At 58.7% G+C, this 15297-nt stretch carries 15 protein-coding genes and 3 pseudogenes; 5 read left to right on the top strand and 13 right to left on the bottom strand.

The genetic code is table 11. The features are described 5' to 3' along the window. A pseudogene (locus tag B4968_RS01535) lies at positions 1-213 on the bottom strand (recombinase family protein); the annotation flags it as partial. 287 nt (positions 214-500) lie between these two features. Continuing rightward, positions 501-1582 (bottom strand): annotated as a pseudogene (locus tag B4968_RS01540) (tartrate dehydrogenase). A 118-nt stretch (positions 1583-1700) separates the two neighbouring features. Between B4968_RS01540 and B4968_RS01545 the strand changes: the two are divergent. The 3 genes and pseudogenes from B4968_RS01545 to B4968_RS01555 all read left to right on the top strand — a co-directional run bounded on the left by B4968_RS01545 (position 1701) and on the right by B4968_RS01555 (position 5986). Continuing rightward, positions 1701-2615 (top strand): LysR family transcriptional regulator, encoded by a 915-nt coding sequence (locus B4968_RS01545; RefSeq protein ID WP_083096021.1) that lies wholly within the window; start codon positions 1701-1703, stop codon positions 2613-2615. A gap of 123 nt (positions 2616-2738) precedes the next feature. Continuing rightward, positions 2739-3707 carry a TAXI family TRAP transporter solute-binding subunit gene (locus B4968_RS01550; protein ID WP_083096023.1) on the top strand — a complete coding sequence of 323 codons (969 nt, stop codon included), beginning with the start codon at positions 2739-2741 and terminating at the stop codon, positions 3705-3707. Between the two features lie 777 nt (positions 3708-4484). Beyond that, positions 4485-5986, top strand: a pseudogene (locus B4968_RS01555) (TRAP transporter permease). A 48-nt stretch (positions 5987-6034) separates the two neighbouring features. On the opposite strand, the gene B4968_RS01560 reads toward B4968_RS01555, so the two are convergent. From B4968_RS01560 to B4968_RS23940, 4 genes are read right to left on the bottom strand one after another with little or no spacing between them, the layout of a single operon-like run. Further along, on the bottom strand, positions 6035-6388 hold the full coding sequence (locus B4968_RS01560) for a DUF2218 domain-containing protein (RefSeq protein WP_338153185.1): 354 nt from the start codon (positions 6386-6388) through the stop codon (positions 6035-6037). 38 nt (positions 6389-6426) lie between these two features. After that, entirely contained in the window at positions 6427-6696 is a 270-nt protein-coding gene (locus B4968_RS25035; protein ID WP_277620902.1) for a TonB-dependent receptor, read from the bottom strand. Then, positions 6614-7798 carry a TonB-dependent receptor plug domain-containing protein gene (locus B4968_RS23935; protein ID WP_277620903.1) on the bottom strand — a complete coding sequence of 395 codons (1185 nt, stop codon included), beginning with the start codon at positions 7796-7798 and terminating at the stop codon, positions 6614-6616. Before B4968_RS23935 ends, B4968_RS25035 begins: the two co-directional genes overlap by 83 nt. Then, complete coding sequence (locus B4968_RS23940) at positions 7795-8388, bottom strand: TonB-dependent receptor plug domain-containing protein (RefSeq protein WP_241525496.1); 594 nt, start codon at positions 8386-8388, stop codon at positions 7795-7797. Before B4968_RS23940 ends, B4968_RS23935 begins: the two co-directional genes overlap by 4 nt. Before the next feature lie 178 nt (positions 8389-8566). Here B4968_RS23940 and B4968_RS01570 point away from each other — a divergent pair, with 178 nt between their 5' ends. After that, a complete protein-coding gene (locus tag B4968_RS01570; protein ID WP_083096026.1) occupies positions 8567-9193 on the top strand; it encodes a hypothetical protein in 627 nt (208 codons plus the stop codon). A gap of 10 nt (positions 9194-9203) precedes the next feature. After that, positions 9204-9512 carry a helix-turn-helix transcriptional regulator gene (locus B4968_RS01575; RefSeq protein ID WP_083096028.1) on the top strand — a complete coding sequence of 103 codons (309 nt, stop codon included), beginning with the start codon at positions 9204-9206 and terminating at the stop codon, positions 9510-9512. A gap of 61 nt (positions 9513-9573) precedes the next feature. Here B4968_RS01575 and B4968_RS01580 read toward each other — a convergent pair whose 3' ends face one another. From B4968_RS01580 to B4968_RS01605, 7 genes are all read right to left on the bottom strand, one after another. Then, entirely contained in the window at positions 9574-10386 is an 813-nt protein-coding gene (locus B4968_RS01580; RefSeq protein ID WP_083096030.1) for a phosphodiesterase, read from the bottom strand. Beyond that, the gene (locus B4968_RS23945) at positions 10386-10826 is read right to left on the bottom strand and encodes a TOBE domain-containing protein (protein ID WP_241525497.1); all 441 of its coding nucleotides are present in this window, start codon (positions 10824-10826) and stop codon (positions 10386-10388) included. The genes B4968_RS01580 and B4968_RS23945 overlap by 1 nt, the downstream gene beginning before the upstream one ends. Positions 10827-10839: 13 nt before the next feature. Then, on the bottom strand, positions 10840-11421 hold the full coding sequence (locus tag B4968_RS23950) for an ABC transporter ATP-binding protein (protein WP_241525498.1): 582 nt from the start codon (positions 11419-11421) through the stop codon (positions 10840-10842). Beyond that, complete coding sequence (locus B4968_RS01590; protein WP_241525499.1) at positions 11418-12107, bottom strand: ABC transporter permease; 690 nt, start codon at positions 12105-12107, stop codon at positions 11418-11420. The genes B4968_RS23950 and B4968_RS01590 overlap by 4 nt, the downstream gene beginning before the upstream one ends. Further along, the gene (locus B4968_RS01595) at positions 12094-13014 is read right to left on the bottom strand and encodes an ABC transporter permease (protein ID WP_083096034.1); all 921 of its coding nucleotides are present in this window, start codon (positions 13012-13014) and stop codon (positions 12094-12096) included. The genes B4968_RS01590 and B4968_RS01595 overlap by 14 nt, the downstream gene beginning before the upstream one ends. A 64-nt stretch (positions 13015-13078) precedes the next feature. Continuing rightward, entirely contained in the window at positions 13079-14074 is a 996-nt protein-coding gene (locus B4968_RS01600; RefSeq protein ID WP_083096036.1) for an ABC transporter substrate-binding protein, read from the bottom strand. An 11-nt stretch (positions 14075-14085) separates the two neighbouring features. Further along, the gene (locus tag B4968_RS01605; RefSeq protein WP_083096038.1) at positions 14086-15168 is read right to left on the bottom strand and encodes a LacI family DNA-binding transcriptional regulator; all 1083 of its coding nucleotides are present in this window, start codon (positions 15166-15168) and stop codon (positions 14086-14088) included. Positions 15169-15297 lie beyond the last annotated feature (129 nt).

The raw sequence follows: 15297 nt of genomic DNA on the forward strand, positions 1-15297 counted from the left end.
CTCCGCGTCCCAGGTGACCACCACAGTATCAACCCATTGATGCAGCTCGTCGCTCGCACGGACAGAGACGTCCCCATTTGAAAGGGTGGCCGCCAGATCGTCAATATGGGCACGGTAGAGGGCAGGAAGGTCTTCGGGTAAGGTGATGGGCTCTGGCACTGTGGCGTCACGTTTGGCTTGCGTAGTTTTGGGATCAGCCTCCAGTGCGTTCACGGGTAGCATCTGGCACCACGTGTGATGCTTGGCGCATAGTTGTTCGTGTGCACGCGACGGCGTGTTCATAGGCCTGAAGACAACGCCGGACAAATCAACATCGGGCTAGGCTTATTCCAAGACCCGAGCCATAGATGCCGCAGGCCAGCCCGCGGCCATGATGTGGCACGTCCCATTGGGTTTTGCAGGCAGGCGCTGTGACAGCACTCTGGCAGGGTCCGCCGCCGCAATGGTGGCAGGCCGCGAACATTGATCGTAGCCAGGTCTCCGGAGCAGGCCGCGTCATTCTAGGTGCCTAAAATGTTGGCTCCGCGAATGGCTGCGCAGACGGCATCGGTTACTTGCTGCGTATTTGCCGTTCCGCCAATGTCCGGCGTCATAATGCCTGCCTCGCACACCTGATCAATAGCTTGCATCAACCGGCCAGCTGCCTTTTCCTCGCCCAGGTGGTCCAGCATTTGAGCTGCGGTCCAGAAGGTCGCCACCGGGTTGGCAATGCCTTTGCCGGTGATGTCAAAAGCGGACCCATGGATCGGTTCGAACATCGAAGGAAAGCGGCGCTCTGGATCAATATTTGCCGTCGGGGCCACGCCCAGGGATCCCGCCAAGGCGCCCGCAAGGTCCGACAGGATGTCAGCGTGCAGGTTGGTCGCAACGATCGTATCGAGGCTTTTGGGGTCTTTCACCATGCGCACAGTCATCGCATCGACCAGCATTTTGTCCCATTTCACGTCAGGAAATTCCTGGGCAACCTCGGCCGCGATTTCGTCCCACATGACCATCCCAAACCGCTGTGCGTTGGATTTCGTGACCACAGTCAGAAACTTACGCGGCCGCGACTGGGCCAGTTTGAACGCATACCGCATGATACGTGTGACGCCGACCCGGGTGAAAATTGCGGTTTCCGTACCAACTTCTTCGGGGAAGCCTTTATGCGCCCGCCCGCCATGGCCTGCGTATTCTCCTTCGGAGTTTTCACGCACGATCACCCAATCCAGGTCACCGACGCCAACACCGGCAAGGGGGGAGGTAATGCCTGGTAAGATCTTGGTCGGGCGAACATTGGCGTATTGATCAAACCCCTGACAAATCGGCAGGCGCAGCCCCCAGAGCGTTATGTGGTCAGGCACATCCGGTGCCCCAACGGCCCCAAAGAAGATGGCATCAAAGGCCTTCAGGGTCTCGGTGCCATCGTCGGGCATGAGTGCGCCGGTCTTTTTGTAGCGCTCGGAGCTCCAGTCAAACTCGGTAACGTCGAATTTGAACCCGCCGTCGCGTTCTGCCAAGGATCAAGCGCCTGCAGGCCGGCGCGGATAACCTCGGGGCCAATGCCGTCGGCGGGGATGGCTGCGATCTTGTAGGTGTTCATGAATTGGGTCCGCTTGTAAGGGCTATCGTTTTGGCGAGGCTACAGGCCTGCTATTGTACTTCTCAATTGGTCGAAGATTATATACAAAAATGAAATAGTAGCAGCCGGGACGATCGCCATGGATATCAACCGTATCAGATGCTTTTTAGCTGTCGCAGATACGCTGCATTTCGGGCGCGCGGCGCAATCGCTTGATATGTTGCCGGCATCGCTCGGGCGGCAAATCAGGTTGCTCGAAGACGAACTGGAGGCGCGGCTGTTTTTGCGCACGACCCGCAGCGTATCCTTGTCAGAGGCGGGCCTGTCGATCCTGGAAGACGCGCGCGCCCTTGTAGAGCAGGCTGCGCGGTTTGAACAAAAGGTACGCAGCGTGCGGCGTACGGAGACGGCGGTGCTGAAGGTCGGGGCAATTGACAGCGCTGCTGCCGGGCTGATGCCCCAGCTGATGCAGTTGCTGCGCGAGGCCCATCCCGAGATTGAAATCCAGCTTATTGAACAGAAAACAATCCATCTCCTGCCAAAGCTGTTGAGTGGCAGCGTAGACATTGCGTTTTGCCGTACACCTGATTTCAAAGACCCGCGCTTGCAGTTTCACACATTATTCTTTGAAACGGCTGTCGTTGCATTGCGGAGCAATCACCCCTTAGCCAGCCATGCGGCGATACATATTTCCGATCTCGCCGATGAACCACTGATCGTGCCGGACCGCCGCTCGCGGCCACATTCCCACGACCTGACGATCAAACTGTTTGTCGATGCCGGGCTGCCTGCGCGTATCGCACAGGTGGCCGAGGAAAAGCACACCATTGTCAATCTGGTTGCCACAGGCACCGGGGTTGCGATTGTGCCGCGCTGGACGTCGCGGCTAAAGGTAGAGGGGGTTACATTTGTGCCGATTGCAATGCCTGAGCGGGGCAGCCTGTCTAAACTGGTGTTGGCAGCGGCGTGGCCACGCGGCATTCGCGACCCCATGCGTGATGCCGTGATGGCTGTCTTGGAGACGCATCTGAAGTCGATAGAAGCCAGCGCCTGATTGTAACGTTTTTGAATATAATAATTGGCGTGTTGTTTGTAGACCGTGCCCTGCTCAGTTTGGTTGCAGCGATGCAGGAGCACTCACTCGGGTGGCATCAGCAAACTCTGGGAGGAACAAACAATGAAATTCACTACAGTCACAGCTGCAGCTCTTTGCACAATGATGGCCCTGCCCGTAGGGGCACAGGACCGCGAAGGTTGGCCAAATAGCCTTACGATTGGGACCGGCAGCCAGGGTGGCACCTATTTCACCTATGGCAGCGGCTTTGGTGCCATGGTGAGCGAAGCCTTGGGTCTTAACGCGGGCGTCGAAATCACTGGCGGGCCGGTTCAGAACGTCACATTGGTGGGAACCGGCGATCACAATATGGGGTTTGTGACCCTTGGGCCAGCAGACGAGGCGCGCCGCGGCGAAAGCCCGCTGATGCCTGGTGTACCGCATGAAAAAGTGCGCGCTCTGTTTCCGATGTATCAAACCCCGCTGCAGGCTGCGGTTTTGTCAGGTTCGGGCGTTACCGGCTTTGCTGATCTTGCGGGCAAGCGCGTCGGCGTAGGGCCGGCAGGTGGCACATCTGCCACCTATTGGACCCGCTACTTTGATTTCGTTGATAATGGCGCACAGGTCAGCAATGCGGGCGGCTCCGACACCGCAGGCCAGCTCAAGGACGGTCTGATCGACGCATTTGTTTATGCGGCCGGCCTGCCTACAGGGGCCTACGCCCAGCTTGCCGTTGAAAACGACGTAAAGTTCCTGTCGATGGATGAGAAAACACTGGCAACGATGATGGAGGTTGCACCTGCCTTTGCCCCCTTCACAATTCCCGCCAATACCTACGAAGATCAGCCCGAAGCGCTGGAGACTGTATCCTTGTGGAACTTTGCCATTGCGGGTGCAGATATGCCCGAGACTCTTGCCTATGAGATCACAGCCCTGGCGATGGGAAACCCTGACCGCATGGTTGGAATTCACGCCGCTGCAAAGGAAACACTTGCTCAGAACGCATTGAAAAATGCGGTGCTTCCCTTCCACCCGGGGGCGGTGCGCTGGTTCGAAGAAAACGGCATCACAATTCCTGATAATCTAAAGTAGCCAGATCTCTCCCCCCAAAGATACGCACGGGCAGGCACTGGTCAGCCCGTGCATTTTTCTTCATTAGACAAAAAAAGTGTAAAACCCATGGCTCAGCACCACAAACCGGTCGCCACCGCCGCGAGCACCGCTTCGCAAATCGAGCAAGAAACTGCGAATGCAAATGTTGATGAAGAGCGCGCGGCGCTTAATCAGCGGCTGTTTCAAGGCAACCGTCACTGGCTCATTGCTGTCCTGTGTGTCTGCTACACAGTGTTCCACCTTTTGGTGATGAATGTTTATCCTCTTGAAACATGGGCCTACCGTTTAACCCATGTCGGCGGCGGTTTGATGTTGGGATTTCTGCTCTTCGCCTCCTCCGACCTCAGCCGGGACGCACAACCGCGCAACGCCTTTGTCGGGCAGGTCATCCTTGCACTGGCGGCGGCAGGAATTCTCTACGGGGCTACTGCTGTCAGCGCGGTTTGGGTCAACGGCAGGCTTTTGGGCATTGCGCTGCCGCCTGCCTGGGCGATGAACAGCTTTGGCATCCCGCTGGTGCTGGGCACAGGGTTTGCGATTGTCCACGGATGGTTTTTCCTGCAGCAGGATCGCACGCGGTTTTCGCTGTCGGATATCCTGCTGGCGATCGCCGCTGTAACCTGCACCGCCTATCTTATCTTCTTTGCCCGTCAACTGCAGCTGCGCGCGGGTATGCCCATGGCGCTGCCTGGGGATATGTGGTCCGCCGTGGTCATTGTGATGCTGATCCTGGAACTGACCCGCCGTTTGGCTGGCATGGCGCTTGTGATCATTGCCTCGATTTTTGTCGCCTATGCCTTCCTTGGCCCCTGGCTGCCCGGCTTGTTCGAACACCGTGGCTACGCGGCAAAACGGTTCTTTTCGTATATCGTAACCGACAACGGGATCCTGAGCGCGCCGATCGCGATTTCGTCGACCTATATCATTCTCTTCGTGGTCTTTGCCGCCTTCCTGCAGACCACCCGTGTGGGCGAATATTTCGTCAATCTGGCCTTTGCTGCCGCGGGCCATAAACGCGGTGGCCCGGCAAAAGTGGCGATTTTTGCCTCCGGTCTGATGGGCATGATCAACGGCACATCGGCCGGCAACGTTGTGGCAACAGGCGCGCTGACAATCCCGATGATGAAAAAAGTCGGCTACAAACCGCAGACCGCCGCATCGGTCGAGGCAGCGGCATCGACCGGCGGGCAAATCATGCACCCCATAATGGGCGCAGGCGCCTTTATCATGGCCGAGATAACGGGGATTGCCTATATGCAGATCGTCTGGGCCGCGCTGATCCCGGCCGCTCTGTATTTTATCTCTGTTTACTTCATGGTCCATCTGGAGCCAAGAAATTGAACATGAAGGGCCTGCCGCGCGACATGCTGCCAAAATTCGGCCAGCTGATCCGCCAGTTCTATTTGTTCACGCCGATCGTTGTGCTGATCGGCGCCTTGTTCATGGGCTATTCCGTGATCCGCTGCCGCACCCTGGCGATGATGACGGCGGCTGTCGTGTCATGGCTGACACCCCACAAAATGGGACCTGTGCAATTGTTCCAGGCGCTCGATAACGGCGCGCGCATGGTGCTGCAACTGGTGGCCGTCTGTGCCACCGCAGGCAGCATCGTGGGGGTCATCGCGCTGACTGGGATCGGCTCGCGCTTCTCCACAGTTCTGCTGGCCCTTGCAGACCAAAGCCAGCTGCTGGCCTTGTTCTTTGCCATGGTTGTGTCGATCATCCTCGGCATGGGGATGCCGACGACCGCCGCCTATGCCGTTGCTGCCAGCGTCATCGCGCCGGAAGTTGTGCAGCTTGGCGTGCAGCCGCTCGTGGCGCATTTGTTTATCTTCTACTTTGCGGTCATGTCGGCCATCACACCACCCGTGGCTTTGGCGGCCTATGCTGGATCGGCGCTGGCGGGGTCGGACCCGGTGAAGACCAGTGTTGAGAGCTTCAAAATCGGACTCGCGGCGTTTGTTGTCCCCTACATGTTCTTCTTTTCCCCAGCGATGCTGCTTCAGGGCACGGCTTTTGGGATTTTGCACGTGGCTGTAACCGCTGTGGCAGGGGTGTATTTTCTGTCCTGCGCCGTTCAGGGCTGGTTTTTGGGGCATGCCGTCACTGCGGTACGTATCGCGCTTGTTGCGGCAGGTCTTGGCCACGATTGCTGGCGGCTGGTTCACCGATGCCATCGGCCTTGTCATTGTTGCGGTGGCAGCAATCGCACAAAAGCTTTGGTTTGCTTCAAAGACCGCAGAAAGCTGACGGCATGATGCTCGTGCTTTTCCAAGATCCATGGGGCGCCGCTTTGCCTGCCCGCGTCAACTCTGAGGCGGCAGGCCTGAGGCTGCTTGCCAGTCCATCCCTTCGAAACTTTCCCGGAAGGCAAAGGTCTTCAAATGTACATCAATGACCGCGCGCCCGCTGGCCAGGGCAGCTTCGCTCTCGCCAGTGATCTCGGCAAAAATTGCGTCCTCCCTTGCTTGAAGGCGGGCCTTGCCAAAGGGAAAGTCCACGTCCCCCTGCGTAAGGTCATAGGTGACATCGACCTTATGAGCGAAATGTTTGCACAGTTGCTGCAGATATTTGCTCGCGTGCTGGGTTTTGAACTGGCCACGTTGTCTAAGCATATGAGATCTAGCTACTTTTAGGCTGGATAAAGACAGAGGGGCCATGCATGCCCCTCTGGAGGGATTTAGTGATACCGCTGCAATCAGAAACGCAGGCGGGCGGTCAGGCCAATGGTGCGGCCCGGCTCGTTCAGCGCGATGACGCGGGTCGAATCAATTCCGTCAGAGCTGCGGCTTGCGTAGGTCTCATCAAAGAGGTTGCGCACATCGAGCCGGATTTCAAAGTTGTCGAGACCACGCGGCGCATAGGCGGCATAGAGATTGACCACCTCATATCCGGGCAGCGTGGTGGCGGCGTCGTTGTTTTCCAGCGCGATTTCGGCAGTGCCGCCAAACCGCCACTGGTCGTCCACTCCAGCCGCCTTCCAGAGCGATCATATGGCCCATGGGACGGCCAAGGTAGTAGGCGGTTGAGCCAACCGAGGCGCCATTCAGCTCGACATCGGCATAGGTCCAGTTCAGGCGGGCAAAGCCCGTGGCCCAGCTGTATTCAACCGAAGGATCAATACCCTGACTTTTGAGGTCTGCGGTGGCGCCACGGGCACCACTGGTGGGCAGAACGGCGGTGATATCGTTAACATCGGTGCGAAAGAGGGCGGCGCTGGCCTTCCAGTTGCCATTGTCAAAACGCAGCCCGATCCGGCCCGCATTGGCCCCTGAGGTGGTAAAGCCGGTATAGTCCCAGGCGGTGCCAAAGTTGACCAGCGCGGCCTCCCCCAGCTCATAGCCCCCCCAGCTCGAGGCCAAGCCGGCATTCGCGGCCCAGTTGTCCGACAGGATCACGTCGATAGAGCCGTTGGCGCTAAAGCCGCTTTCGGAGAATTTCGAGCCATCCGCGCCGGTGAAACTCTGGCTATCCAAACGTGTGCCATAGCTCACAGAGACCCGGTCGCCGAGATCCTGGCGGGCCTGGGCAAACAGACCGACGTTGTTCCGCTCTTCCTTGCCGGAACTCGCAAAGGGCCCCGGACCCCGGCCCAGCCCCTCTGCCGTCTCGTTGAAGAAGTCGAGACCAGCCGTCAAAGGGCCGCCGGAAATGGCAAACTTGTTCTTGAACGTGCCGCTCAGGCTTTTGTTGGTGCCATAAATGCCGCTGGCATCGATTTCCTGCTCGTTGTGGCTCAACTGAAGGGTCGGATCCCAGTTGCCCATTGGCTGGGTGTTGGAATAGGTCAGCGTATAGGAGGTGCGCCGCGACAGGCCTTCGGTCAACAGGCTGGGGCCAGAGGTGATGCCCGCGAAATCCGGACGAATGAACAGGATACCGCCAGGGCCCGCCTGTGCGGCGCGCAGGCCTTCGTCTTCGGTTTGCGAGGCCGCGAATTCAAACCGATGGCCGGTCTGGCTCTCGTAGGCCAGCTTGCCGACATAGTCTGTCAGATCCGCTTCGGTGCCCAGAACCCTGTTGCCATCGCCATCCTCATAGTCGCTGCCGGCACGGCGGGGGGGGTTCAAAAGGGATTTAAACCCGCCCTGACGCCCAAAAAGCGCCAGCGAGCTTCCAGATCGGCGCCGTTGTCGCTGGTTCCCAGCATGAACCGGCCGCCAAAATTATCACCCTCTTCCAGCAAATCAGCTGCATCTTTGGTCTCATAGGCGATAGAGCCCGCCAGCGCACCGGGGCCTGCATCGGCCGGGGCGAGGCCCTTGCTGATCTCAACAGATTTCAAAAGCTCCGGGTCCAGCAGTACATTGCCGGTGTGGTGAAACGCAGATTTGTTTTGGCGCGCACCGTCAATGGTGACAGAGAGCAGGCTTTCCTCAATCCCGTTCACAAAGATTTTCTGCGCAATTGCCGCGCCCCCTCCGGCGGTCACAGCGCTTTCGCCGACAAAGACATCCTTGGTGGTGGAGGGGTTGCGCGCCTCGATCTCTTCTTCGGTGATAGTGTCGTTGCCCAGCAGAGCCTGCGCGTCTTCGGCTTCAATGCGAATTTCGTCGAGAAGAATGATTTCACTGTCTTGCGCCAGCGTCGGGGTGGCAAAGATCGGCGCGGACAGAGCAGTGCCGGCCAGCATTAAAAAGCGCAAAGACATCCGTGACATGGTGCTATCCTTATAAAGTTGACTATTTCACTGGGATAAGTAGATTACTGTGACGAACCCCGCCAGTCAGTGACCTTTGCGCAATGTTCAAATTGCTATGCGAAACGCGCCAAAGTGTTTGTTGTCCAGCCATCGGGTCCCTGTTTGAAATACTGGGTTTGACATACTGGACACGCATATGGATGGGCACCGGGGTTCACTCCGCAATGTCATGGAATTCGAGAATAGGCTGGACTGGTTTAGTAAAACAGACCGTCCCAAATCGCATGTTTTCGAGGGGCTGGTGACAGCATGCCAGCTGCAGACGGGATTTGGGCTTCATACCCTGAATGCCACAGCCCAGCAGAGTTTTGAGGTGCAAAGCCACCGCGAGCCGGGGGCTGTGTTGCACTGTTTTCTGGAGGGAAGCACCGAGGCGCAGCTGGATGGCAAGCCCATGAACCTTGGCCGCCTGCCGGGGGAGCCGGTGAAACTGGTTCTGACCTCTATTGGCGACACGCAGCGGTTCAGTCGGCGCTCACAGCCAAACGAATATGTGCGCAAGGTCACGATACAAATGTCGCATGACTGGCTGGAAGAAAACGGTCTGGCCCTGCCCGCAAAGACCAGCGATCGCCTGATGCAACGGCTGGAGTGGGTCGCGAGTATGGATGACATCAATACGCTGGAGACACTGGCACAGATGCCCGGGTTTTCGACGCCGGTTGCCCGGCGGCAAGCCGAAGCCGTGTCGCTGGGACTGGTTGCCCGGTGCTTTGGGGATATGTCCAGCCCGACGCGCACCACGATTTTGACATCCCGGTGAAGGCGCCCAGTTGCAACGGGTTGAAGAATACGCCCGCCAGCCCGGAGCGCTGCCATCGTTGCAGAAACTGGGCGCTGTCGGAGGACTGAGCCAATCCAGCCTGCGCCGCCTTATCCATACGGCGCATGGCCGGGCTCCGTTGGCGCATGTGCGCCAGATCCGCCTGGAATTGGCACATACTGCGTTGAAAACAGAGCGTCTGAGCGTGGTAGATGCCGCTGAACTGGTCGGCTACAGCTCGCCCTCCAATTTCGCCACCGCCTTTCGGCGTGCCTTTGGCATAGCGCCATCGCAGGTCCGTCAGCAGCGGCATAGCTAGCGCCAAAGAGCCAGGCCGAGCTGCCTGCAATCAAATTTAGGCAGCCTGTCAAAGGGCTATGTCAGTTAAACGGCACCGGCTTTGACATGTCCTCAAGCGACAAAATATCCGAGATCAATCCAGGCTGATCCCCGTCACACCATGTGTACAATGTGACAGCGCCCGGTGCGAGCACGAGCGAATGGACAGCATCCGTGCGGTGATCGCGATGCACCGCATGGCATGTGCTAGGGGCGATTTGGCACAAGACCCGGCCGACCTGGCCTGTAATCGCGCGGTGGACATGACCCGATATCATGCGGGCCGGGCCGGGGTATCGCTCGAGCCGTTCCATCAGTGCCGCGCCGTTGCGCAGATTGTCGGCGTCCATTTCAGCAATGCCGCACTGCATCCAGGGATGATGGGTGGCAACAACCAAGGGCTTGTCAGCAAGAGTGCTCAGCTGTTTGTCAAGGAAGGAGAGCGCGGGCGGGGACAACGCGCCGTGATGTGCCTCTTCCAGCAAGCTATCAAGCCCCAGGACCGCAAAGGGGCCAAAATCACGCAGCCATTGGATCGGGCCTGAGGGTGGCATCCAGCCCTGCACAGCAAAGGCGCGGCGCATTGTCTCGCGGTCGTCATGGTTCCCCGGAATGGCCAGCCAGGGCACATCAAGACCGGCCATGATTTCGGCAAAATGGGCGTATTGCGCGGCGCCTCCATTGTCTGTGAGGTCCCCGGTCACAATGGCGCAGTCTACCGGCCCCAACGACGGCAGCAGCCTGTTGATAGAGCGGACTGCTGTGTGAAGCGCGGCATTTGTATCAGAGGTGCCGCAGACCAGTTGGCCTTTTTCAACAATATGGGTATCCGTTATTTGAATAAACGCAGGCATCAGGCGGCTTTCTTTTCGTCAGGTAGCAGAAGGATTGCCGCAGGAGCGATGGCGATGCGGACGCTGTCGCCTACCTTTGGAGCACTCAGGGCGGCGTGCAGGGCAAAGACGGGATCGGGAGCCAGCCCCTGCAGGGCGATGCGGTAATGTGTGCCCAGAAAAGTCACCGACAGGACTTTGGCGCGCAGCGGGCCATTGTCATCCAGACGCACATCTTCGGCTCGCACAAATGCCGTTTTGCCAGTGGGCGGAGCCAGCAACTGCAAACTGCCGCAGTCAAAATGCAGGGTGTCTTCTTTTATGTGCGTGCCCAGCGGCATGGCGGCCCCGATGAAGCGCGCGACAAATTCGGATTCTGGCGCGCGGTACAGCGTTTCCGGCGTGCCGATTTGGGCGATTTTGCCGTGCGACATCACCGCGACACGGTCGGCTATTGCCATGGCTTCATCCTGATCATGGGTCACAAAAATCGCCGTAATGCCAAAGCTGCGCAAGAGCTGCGCCAGGTTCGGCGCGCAACTGTCCGCGCAGGGCGGCATCCAGCGCCGACAGAGGTTCGTCCAGCAACAACAGGCGCGGGCGCGGGGCAAAGGCGCGCGCCAGGGCAACGCGTTGGCGCTGACCACCCGACAGGGCATGGATAGGGCGGGTGGCATAGGGCTCAAGCCGACACAATGCGATGACCTCATCCACGCGTTTGGTGATTTCGGTATTGGCCAGTTTTTGCATCTTTAGGCCGTAGCCGATATTGCCACGCACCGACATGTTCGGGAACAGCGCGTAGGACTGAAACACCATGCCAACTTTGCGCCGCTCCGCCGCCACGCGCGTCACGTCTTCTCCGTCAAACAAAAGCCTGGCGCCCTCGTTTGGACTTTCCAGCCCGGCGATGATCCGCAGCAAGGTGGATTTACCGCAGCCCGACGGGCTAAGCAGCGAGACGATCTCACCCTGAGCGATATCAAGATCGGTGGGCATCAGGGCGCGTGTGCCGTCCGGAAAGGTCTTGGCGGTATTGCTCAGCGAAAGCGTCATGACATGATCCTTTGGGCGCGGGCGGTGGCCCATTGCATGGCCAGCAGCAGGGGAACGATCATCACAAAGAAGATCAGGGTATAGGCAGAGGCGATTTCCAGCCGCATAGAGGCATAGCTGTCCGCAAGGCCAACAGGCAGGGTTTTCAACAGCGGCGTGTGCAACATCCATGTGAGGTTGAATTCACCGATGGAGAGGGTCACCACGGTCAGCGCCCCTGCAAGAATGCCGGGCAGCGCGTTTGGTACGATGATATCCAGAAACCTGCGGTGAGGCGGAGCCCCCAGGGAGGCGGCGCCTTCTTCGAGGGTTTTGAAATCAATTGCCGCCAGCACTGACATGACCGACCGCACCATGAACGGCAGTGTATAGAGAACGTGACCGACAAGAATAAACGTCCAGCTGATGCGAAAGTCTCGCCAGCCGCCATAAAGCTGCAAAAGCGCCAGCGCCAGTGCAAGACCGGGGATCGCAAGCGGCAGCGAGATGAACTCTTCAAGCATCCGTGACAGGCGACCCGGATTGCGCGCCAGCGCATAGGCCGCAGGCACTCCGATGATCAGGGTGCACACAAGGCAGGCCAGCGCCAGCCAGATCGACAGGAATATGCTGCCGGAATAGAGCGCCCAGACCTCGATGATCCATTTGAACGTGAGCCCGGAAGAGACTCCTCTAAAGTAGTTCACGGTGAGCCCCGCCAGCACCGATTGCAGGGTGGGCACCAGAAGGAAGGCACAGGCGAGCAGTGTGACGGCGAGTTGTAGTCGTTTTGCCATTGATTTGACCATCGCAGCCTCCTGCCGCGACAGCGGTGCCGGAAAACCGACGCGCGATGAGCAGCAAGGCCCAGGTGAGCACGCCCAGAACCACCGACAGAGCCGCAGCCATGGCGATATTGGCGGACAGAGTGAACTCAGTGTAAATCACCATCGGCAACACATCGATATTGGTGGCCAGTGTGAACGCCGTGCCAAACGCCCCCATCGCGGTGGCAAAGGCAATTGCTCCTGCCGCAATCATCGCGGGGGCCAGTGCGGGCAGGATCACATCCAGAACAACACGGTGGCTTGGCGCCCCCAGCGTCAGCGCGGCCTCCTCCAGCGCCGGGTCTATTTTTTCTGCAGCCGCCATCACGGTGAGCAAGACCCGCGGGATCGAAAAATACAGATAGCCAAGGAACAGGCCAAAGGTTGAGTAGGCAAACACCCAATGTCCGGGCAGCAACTGGTTCACCAAACCTTGTCGGCCGCCCAGCAGAATAATCATGAACCCCACAACCACACCCGGAAAGGCAAGCGGCAGGGTGAGGATGGACAGCAGCACAGCGCGCCCTGCAAACCTGTTGCGCACAAGGAATAATCCGGCGGTTGTTGAAACGGCCAGAGCTGCGACTGTGACCGCGATTGAGATCAGGACCGTGTGCAACAGGGTGGTGTAATAGCGCGGCGTTTGCAGGATTTTCAGGTAGATGCCCCAGCCAAACTCACCCTCTCCTGAGGCAAGGATCAGGCGGCCCAGTGGCAGCGCCAGAAAGGCCAGTGTGAAGATTACCAGCGGCAGCAGGCACAACTGGGTGAAGGATCGCGAGCTCATAGGGAGCCCTTTGACAAAAGCTGTGAAGGGAGCACTGCCGCTCCCTTCGTTTTTCAGTGCGAGATTATTTTACTTCGGACAAATAGCGCTCGCCAAAGCTGGCCTGCACGGCCGCCATATCGCCATAGTCAACCGATGCCGCGCGCTCGTATTCGCTGGCAGGCAGGAATTTGGCGGCCACATCAGCGGGCAGGGCAACAGGGCGGGCGGGCTGCAAATAGGCATTGGTCCAGATCGCCTGACCTTCGTCGGAGAGGATGAAATCCAGCACGCGTTTGCCCGCGTCTGGGTTTGGCGCATCCTTCACAAGGCTCATGACATAGGGCACGCGCAACGAGCCTTCGCAGGGCAGAACGAATTCGAAGGTGCCGTCTTCTTCGTATTTGCCGCGATAGGCGTTGAAATCATAGTCAAACAGGATTGGAATTTCGCCGGAAACAACCCGCGCAAACGAGGTTTGTTTGGGGACGATGGGCGCGTTTTTGGCCAGATCGTTAAAGTATTTGATGGCAGGGTCAAAGTTGTTCAGATCGCCGCCAAAGGCCTGGTTCACCGCAACTGCCCCTGCGTAGCCGACAAATGCCGATGACGGATCAAGATAGCCCACCATGCCGCGGTATGCGGGTTTGGTCAGGTCGGCAAAACACTGCGGAACAGGCGCGCCGCCCAATGCGTCGACGTTCACGAAAAAGCCAATCGTGCCGTAGTGAATGGCAAACCATTTGCCATCTGCGTCTTTCAGACCCTCAGGGATGTCGTCAAAATCGGCCGGTTTATAAGGCTCCACCAGGTCATCAGCGCCGGCCTTGATGCCGGTTGTGACGCCGTAGTAGGCAACGTCTGCCACCGGGCTGGCCCGTTCTGCGATCAACTGGCTGATGGTCTGGCCAGAGTTTTTATTGTCATGCGGCATCTGGATATCGAGCTTTTCGTCGATGGCGTCCAGCATAGAGGCCCAGTCGGCCCATTGGGGCGGGCAGTTGTAGCAGATGGCGTCTTCTGCAAAGGCGGGTGCTGCGAGGGTGGTTGCAGCCAGGGCAGCCAAAAGTGTATGTTTCATGTGTTCGTCCTTCATTGCTTTGGAGCTTGAGCGGGGGGAACAGACGACGGTTGGGCGGCTACCCGGTCGTCGTCAGTCCTTTTCGGGTTGGGAGCCGCGAGGGTCTCGCCCTCCCGAAAAGAGAAGGGCAGGGGCGGCTGTTGCGTCAGACCAAGGCCCTGCAATGCGTTCAAAAGCGACTGGGCAGCGCGCTGCCCCATCGCTTCTGGTGAGGTTTCAATGGTGGTCAGTGGCGTCTCAAGAAGCCGCCCGACTTCGATGCCGTCAAACCCTACAACGGACAGATCCTGCGGCACCTGCCAGCCCAGGTGGCGGGCCGCTTTTTGCACCGCGATGGCGAGAAAGTCATTCGATGCAAACAGCGCCGTGACATCGCGGTACCGGGCCAGGGTGGCGGCCAGCCGTTCGGGGTAGCGCGCCTCCTCTTCGCTGATTTCTATCAGGCTCGGGTCGGCCAGCCCGCGTGCTCTGCACTGGGCATGAAACCCGGCATATCGATTGCGCGAACGGTCAGAGGTCGAAAAGCGCAGCGCCAAAAAACCAACACGCCTGTGGCCAGAGGTTGCAAAACGGCGTGCAACCTCACCGGCGGCAACAAAGTTATCAACATAGGTGGTCACCATGCCGTCAAGCGGGTCATGAAACATCAGGGAGACAGGGATGCCGCGCTGTTTTGCCTGCATCAGGGCGGCGCTGCGATCCGGTGCGACCATGGTGGCAATGATCCCGTCCACGCTGTTTTCCAGCAGAGTCGTGATGGCGGCATTGTCTGCCGCATCGTCATAGTTCGAACAGGAAATCAGGATCTGGTAGCCGGATCCCAAAAGCTCTGACTGCACGCCCTGCACCGCTTCGGCAAAAACCGGATTTGCCAAAGAGGGCACCAGACAGCCAATTGTCATGGATTTGCGACTTTGCAGCGCCCGGCCTGCGGCGTTAAAGCTAAACCCCAAATCACGGGCGGCACGTTCGACCCGTTCGCGCATGTCCGTGCTTGCGGGGCCGGATTTGTTCAACACCCGGCTGGCGGTTGCTATGCCGCATCCTGCGAGCCGTGCGACGTCTTTGATTGTGGCAGGGGGCAAAGGGAGCATGTGAGAAGTCTCTTTGGAAACGTTTCCATCCACATATTTGAGATTCGTCACAGCAGTATGACGGCGCAAGGCGCCTGTAGTGCGAACTGTAGCGTGAACTGTGGCGTGAACTGTGGCGTGTGGGAAGCG

Origin of the sequence: Pseudophaeobacter leonis, assembly GCF_002087335.1 — a bacterium.
Classification (GTDB): Bacteria; Pseudomonadota; Alphaproteobacteria; order Rhodobacterales; family Rhodobacteraceae; genus Pseudophaeobacter; species Pseudophaeobacter leonis.

Coding starts and splice junctions, on each gene's coding strand:
- B4968_RS01545 (WP_083096021.1), top strand. CDS start 1,701: ATGGATATCAACCGTATCAGATGCTTTTTAGCTGTCGCAGATACGCTG.
- B4968_RS01550 (WP_083096023.1), top strand. CDS start 2,739: ATGAAATTCACTACAGTCACAGCTGCAGCTCTTTGCACAATGATGGCC.
- B4968_RS01560 (WP_338153185.1), bottom strand. CDS start 6,388: ATGGCCCCTCTGTCTTTATCCAGCCTAAAAGTAGCTAGATCTCATATG.
- B4968_RS23940 (WP_241525496.1), bottom strand. CDS start 8,388: ATGTCACGGATGTCTTTGCGCTTTTTAATGCTGGCCGGCACTGCTCTG.
- B4968_RS01570 (WP_083096026.1), top strand. CDS start 8,567: ATGGATGGGCACCGGGGTTCACTCCGCAATGTCATGGAATTCGAGAAT.
- B4968_RS01580 (WP_083096030.1), bottom strand. CDS start 10,386: ATGCCTGCGTTTATTCAAATAACGGATACCCATATTGTTGAAAAAGGC.
- B4968_RS23945 (WP_241525497.1), bottom strand. CDS start 10,826: ATGGCAATAGCCGACCGTGTCGCGGTGATGTCGCACGGCAAAATCGCC.
- B4968_RS23950 (WP_241525498.1), bottom strand. CDS start 11,421: ATGACGCTTTCGCTGAGCAATACCGCCAAGACCTTTCCGGACGGCACA.
- B4968_RS01595 (WP_083096034.1), bottom strand. CDS start 13,014: ATGAGCTCGCGATCCTTCACCCAGTTGTGCCTGCTGCCGCTGGTAATC.
- B4968_RS01600 (WP_083096036.1), bottom strand. CDS start 14,074: ATGAAACATACACTTTTGGCTGCCCTGGCTGCAACCACCCTCGCAGCA.
- B4968_RS01605 (WP_083096038.1), bottom strand. CDS start 15,168: ATGCTCCCTTTGCCCCCTGCCACAATCAAAGACGTCGCACGGCTCGCA.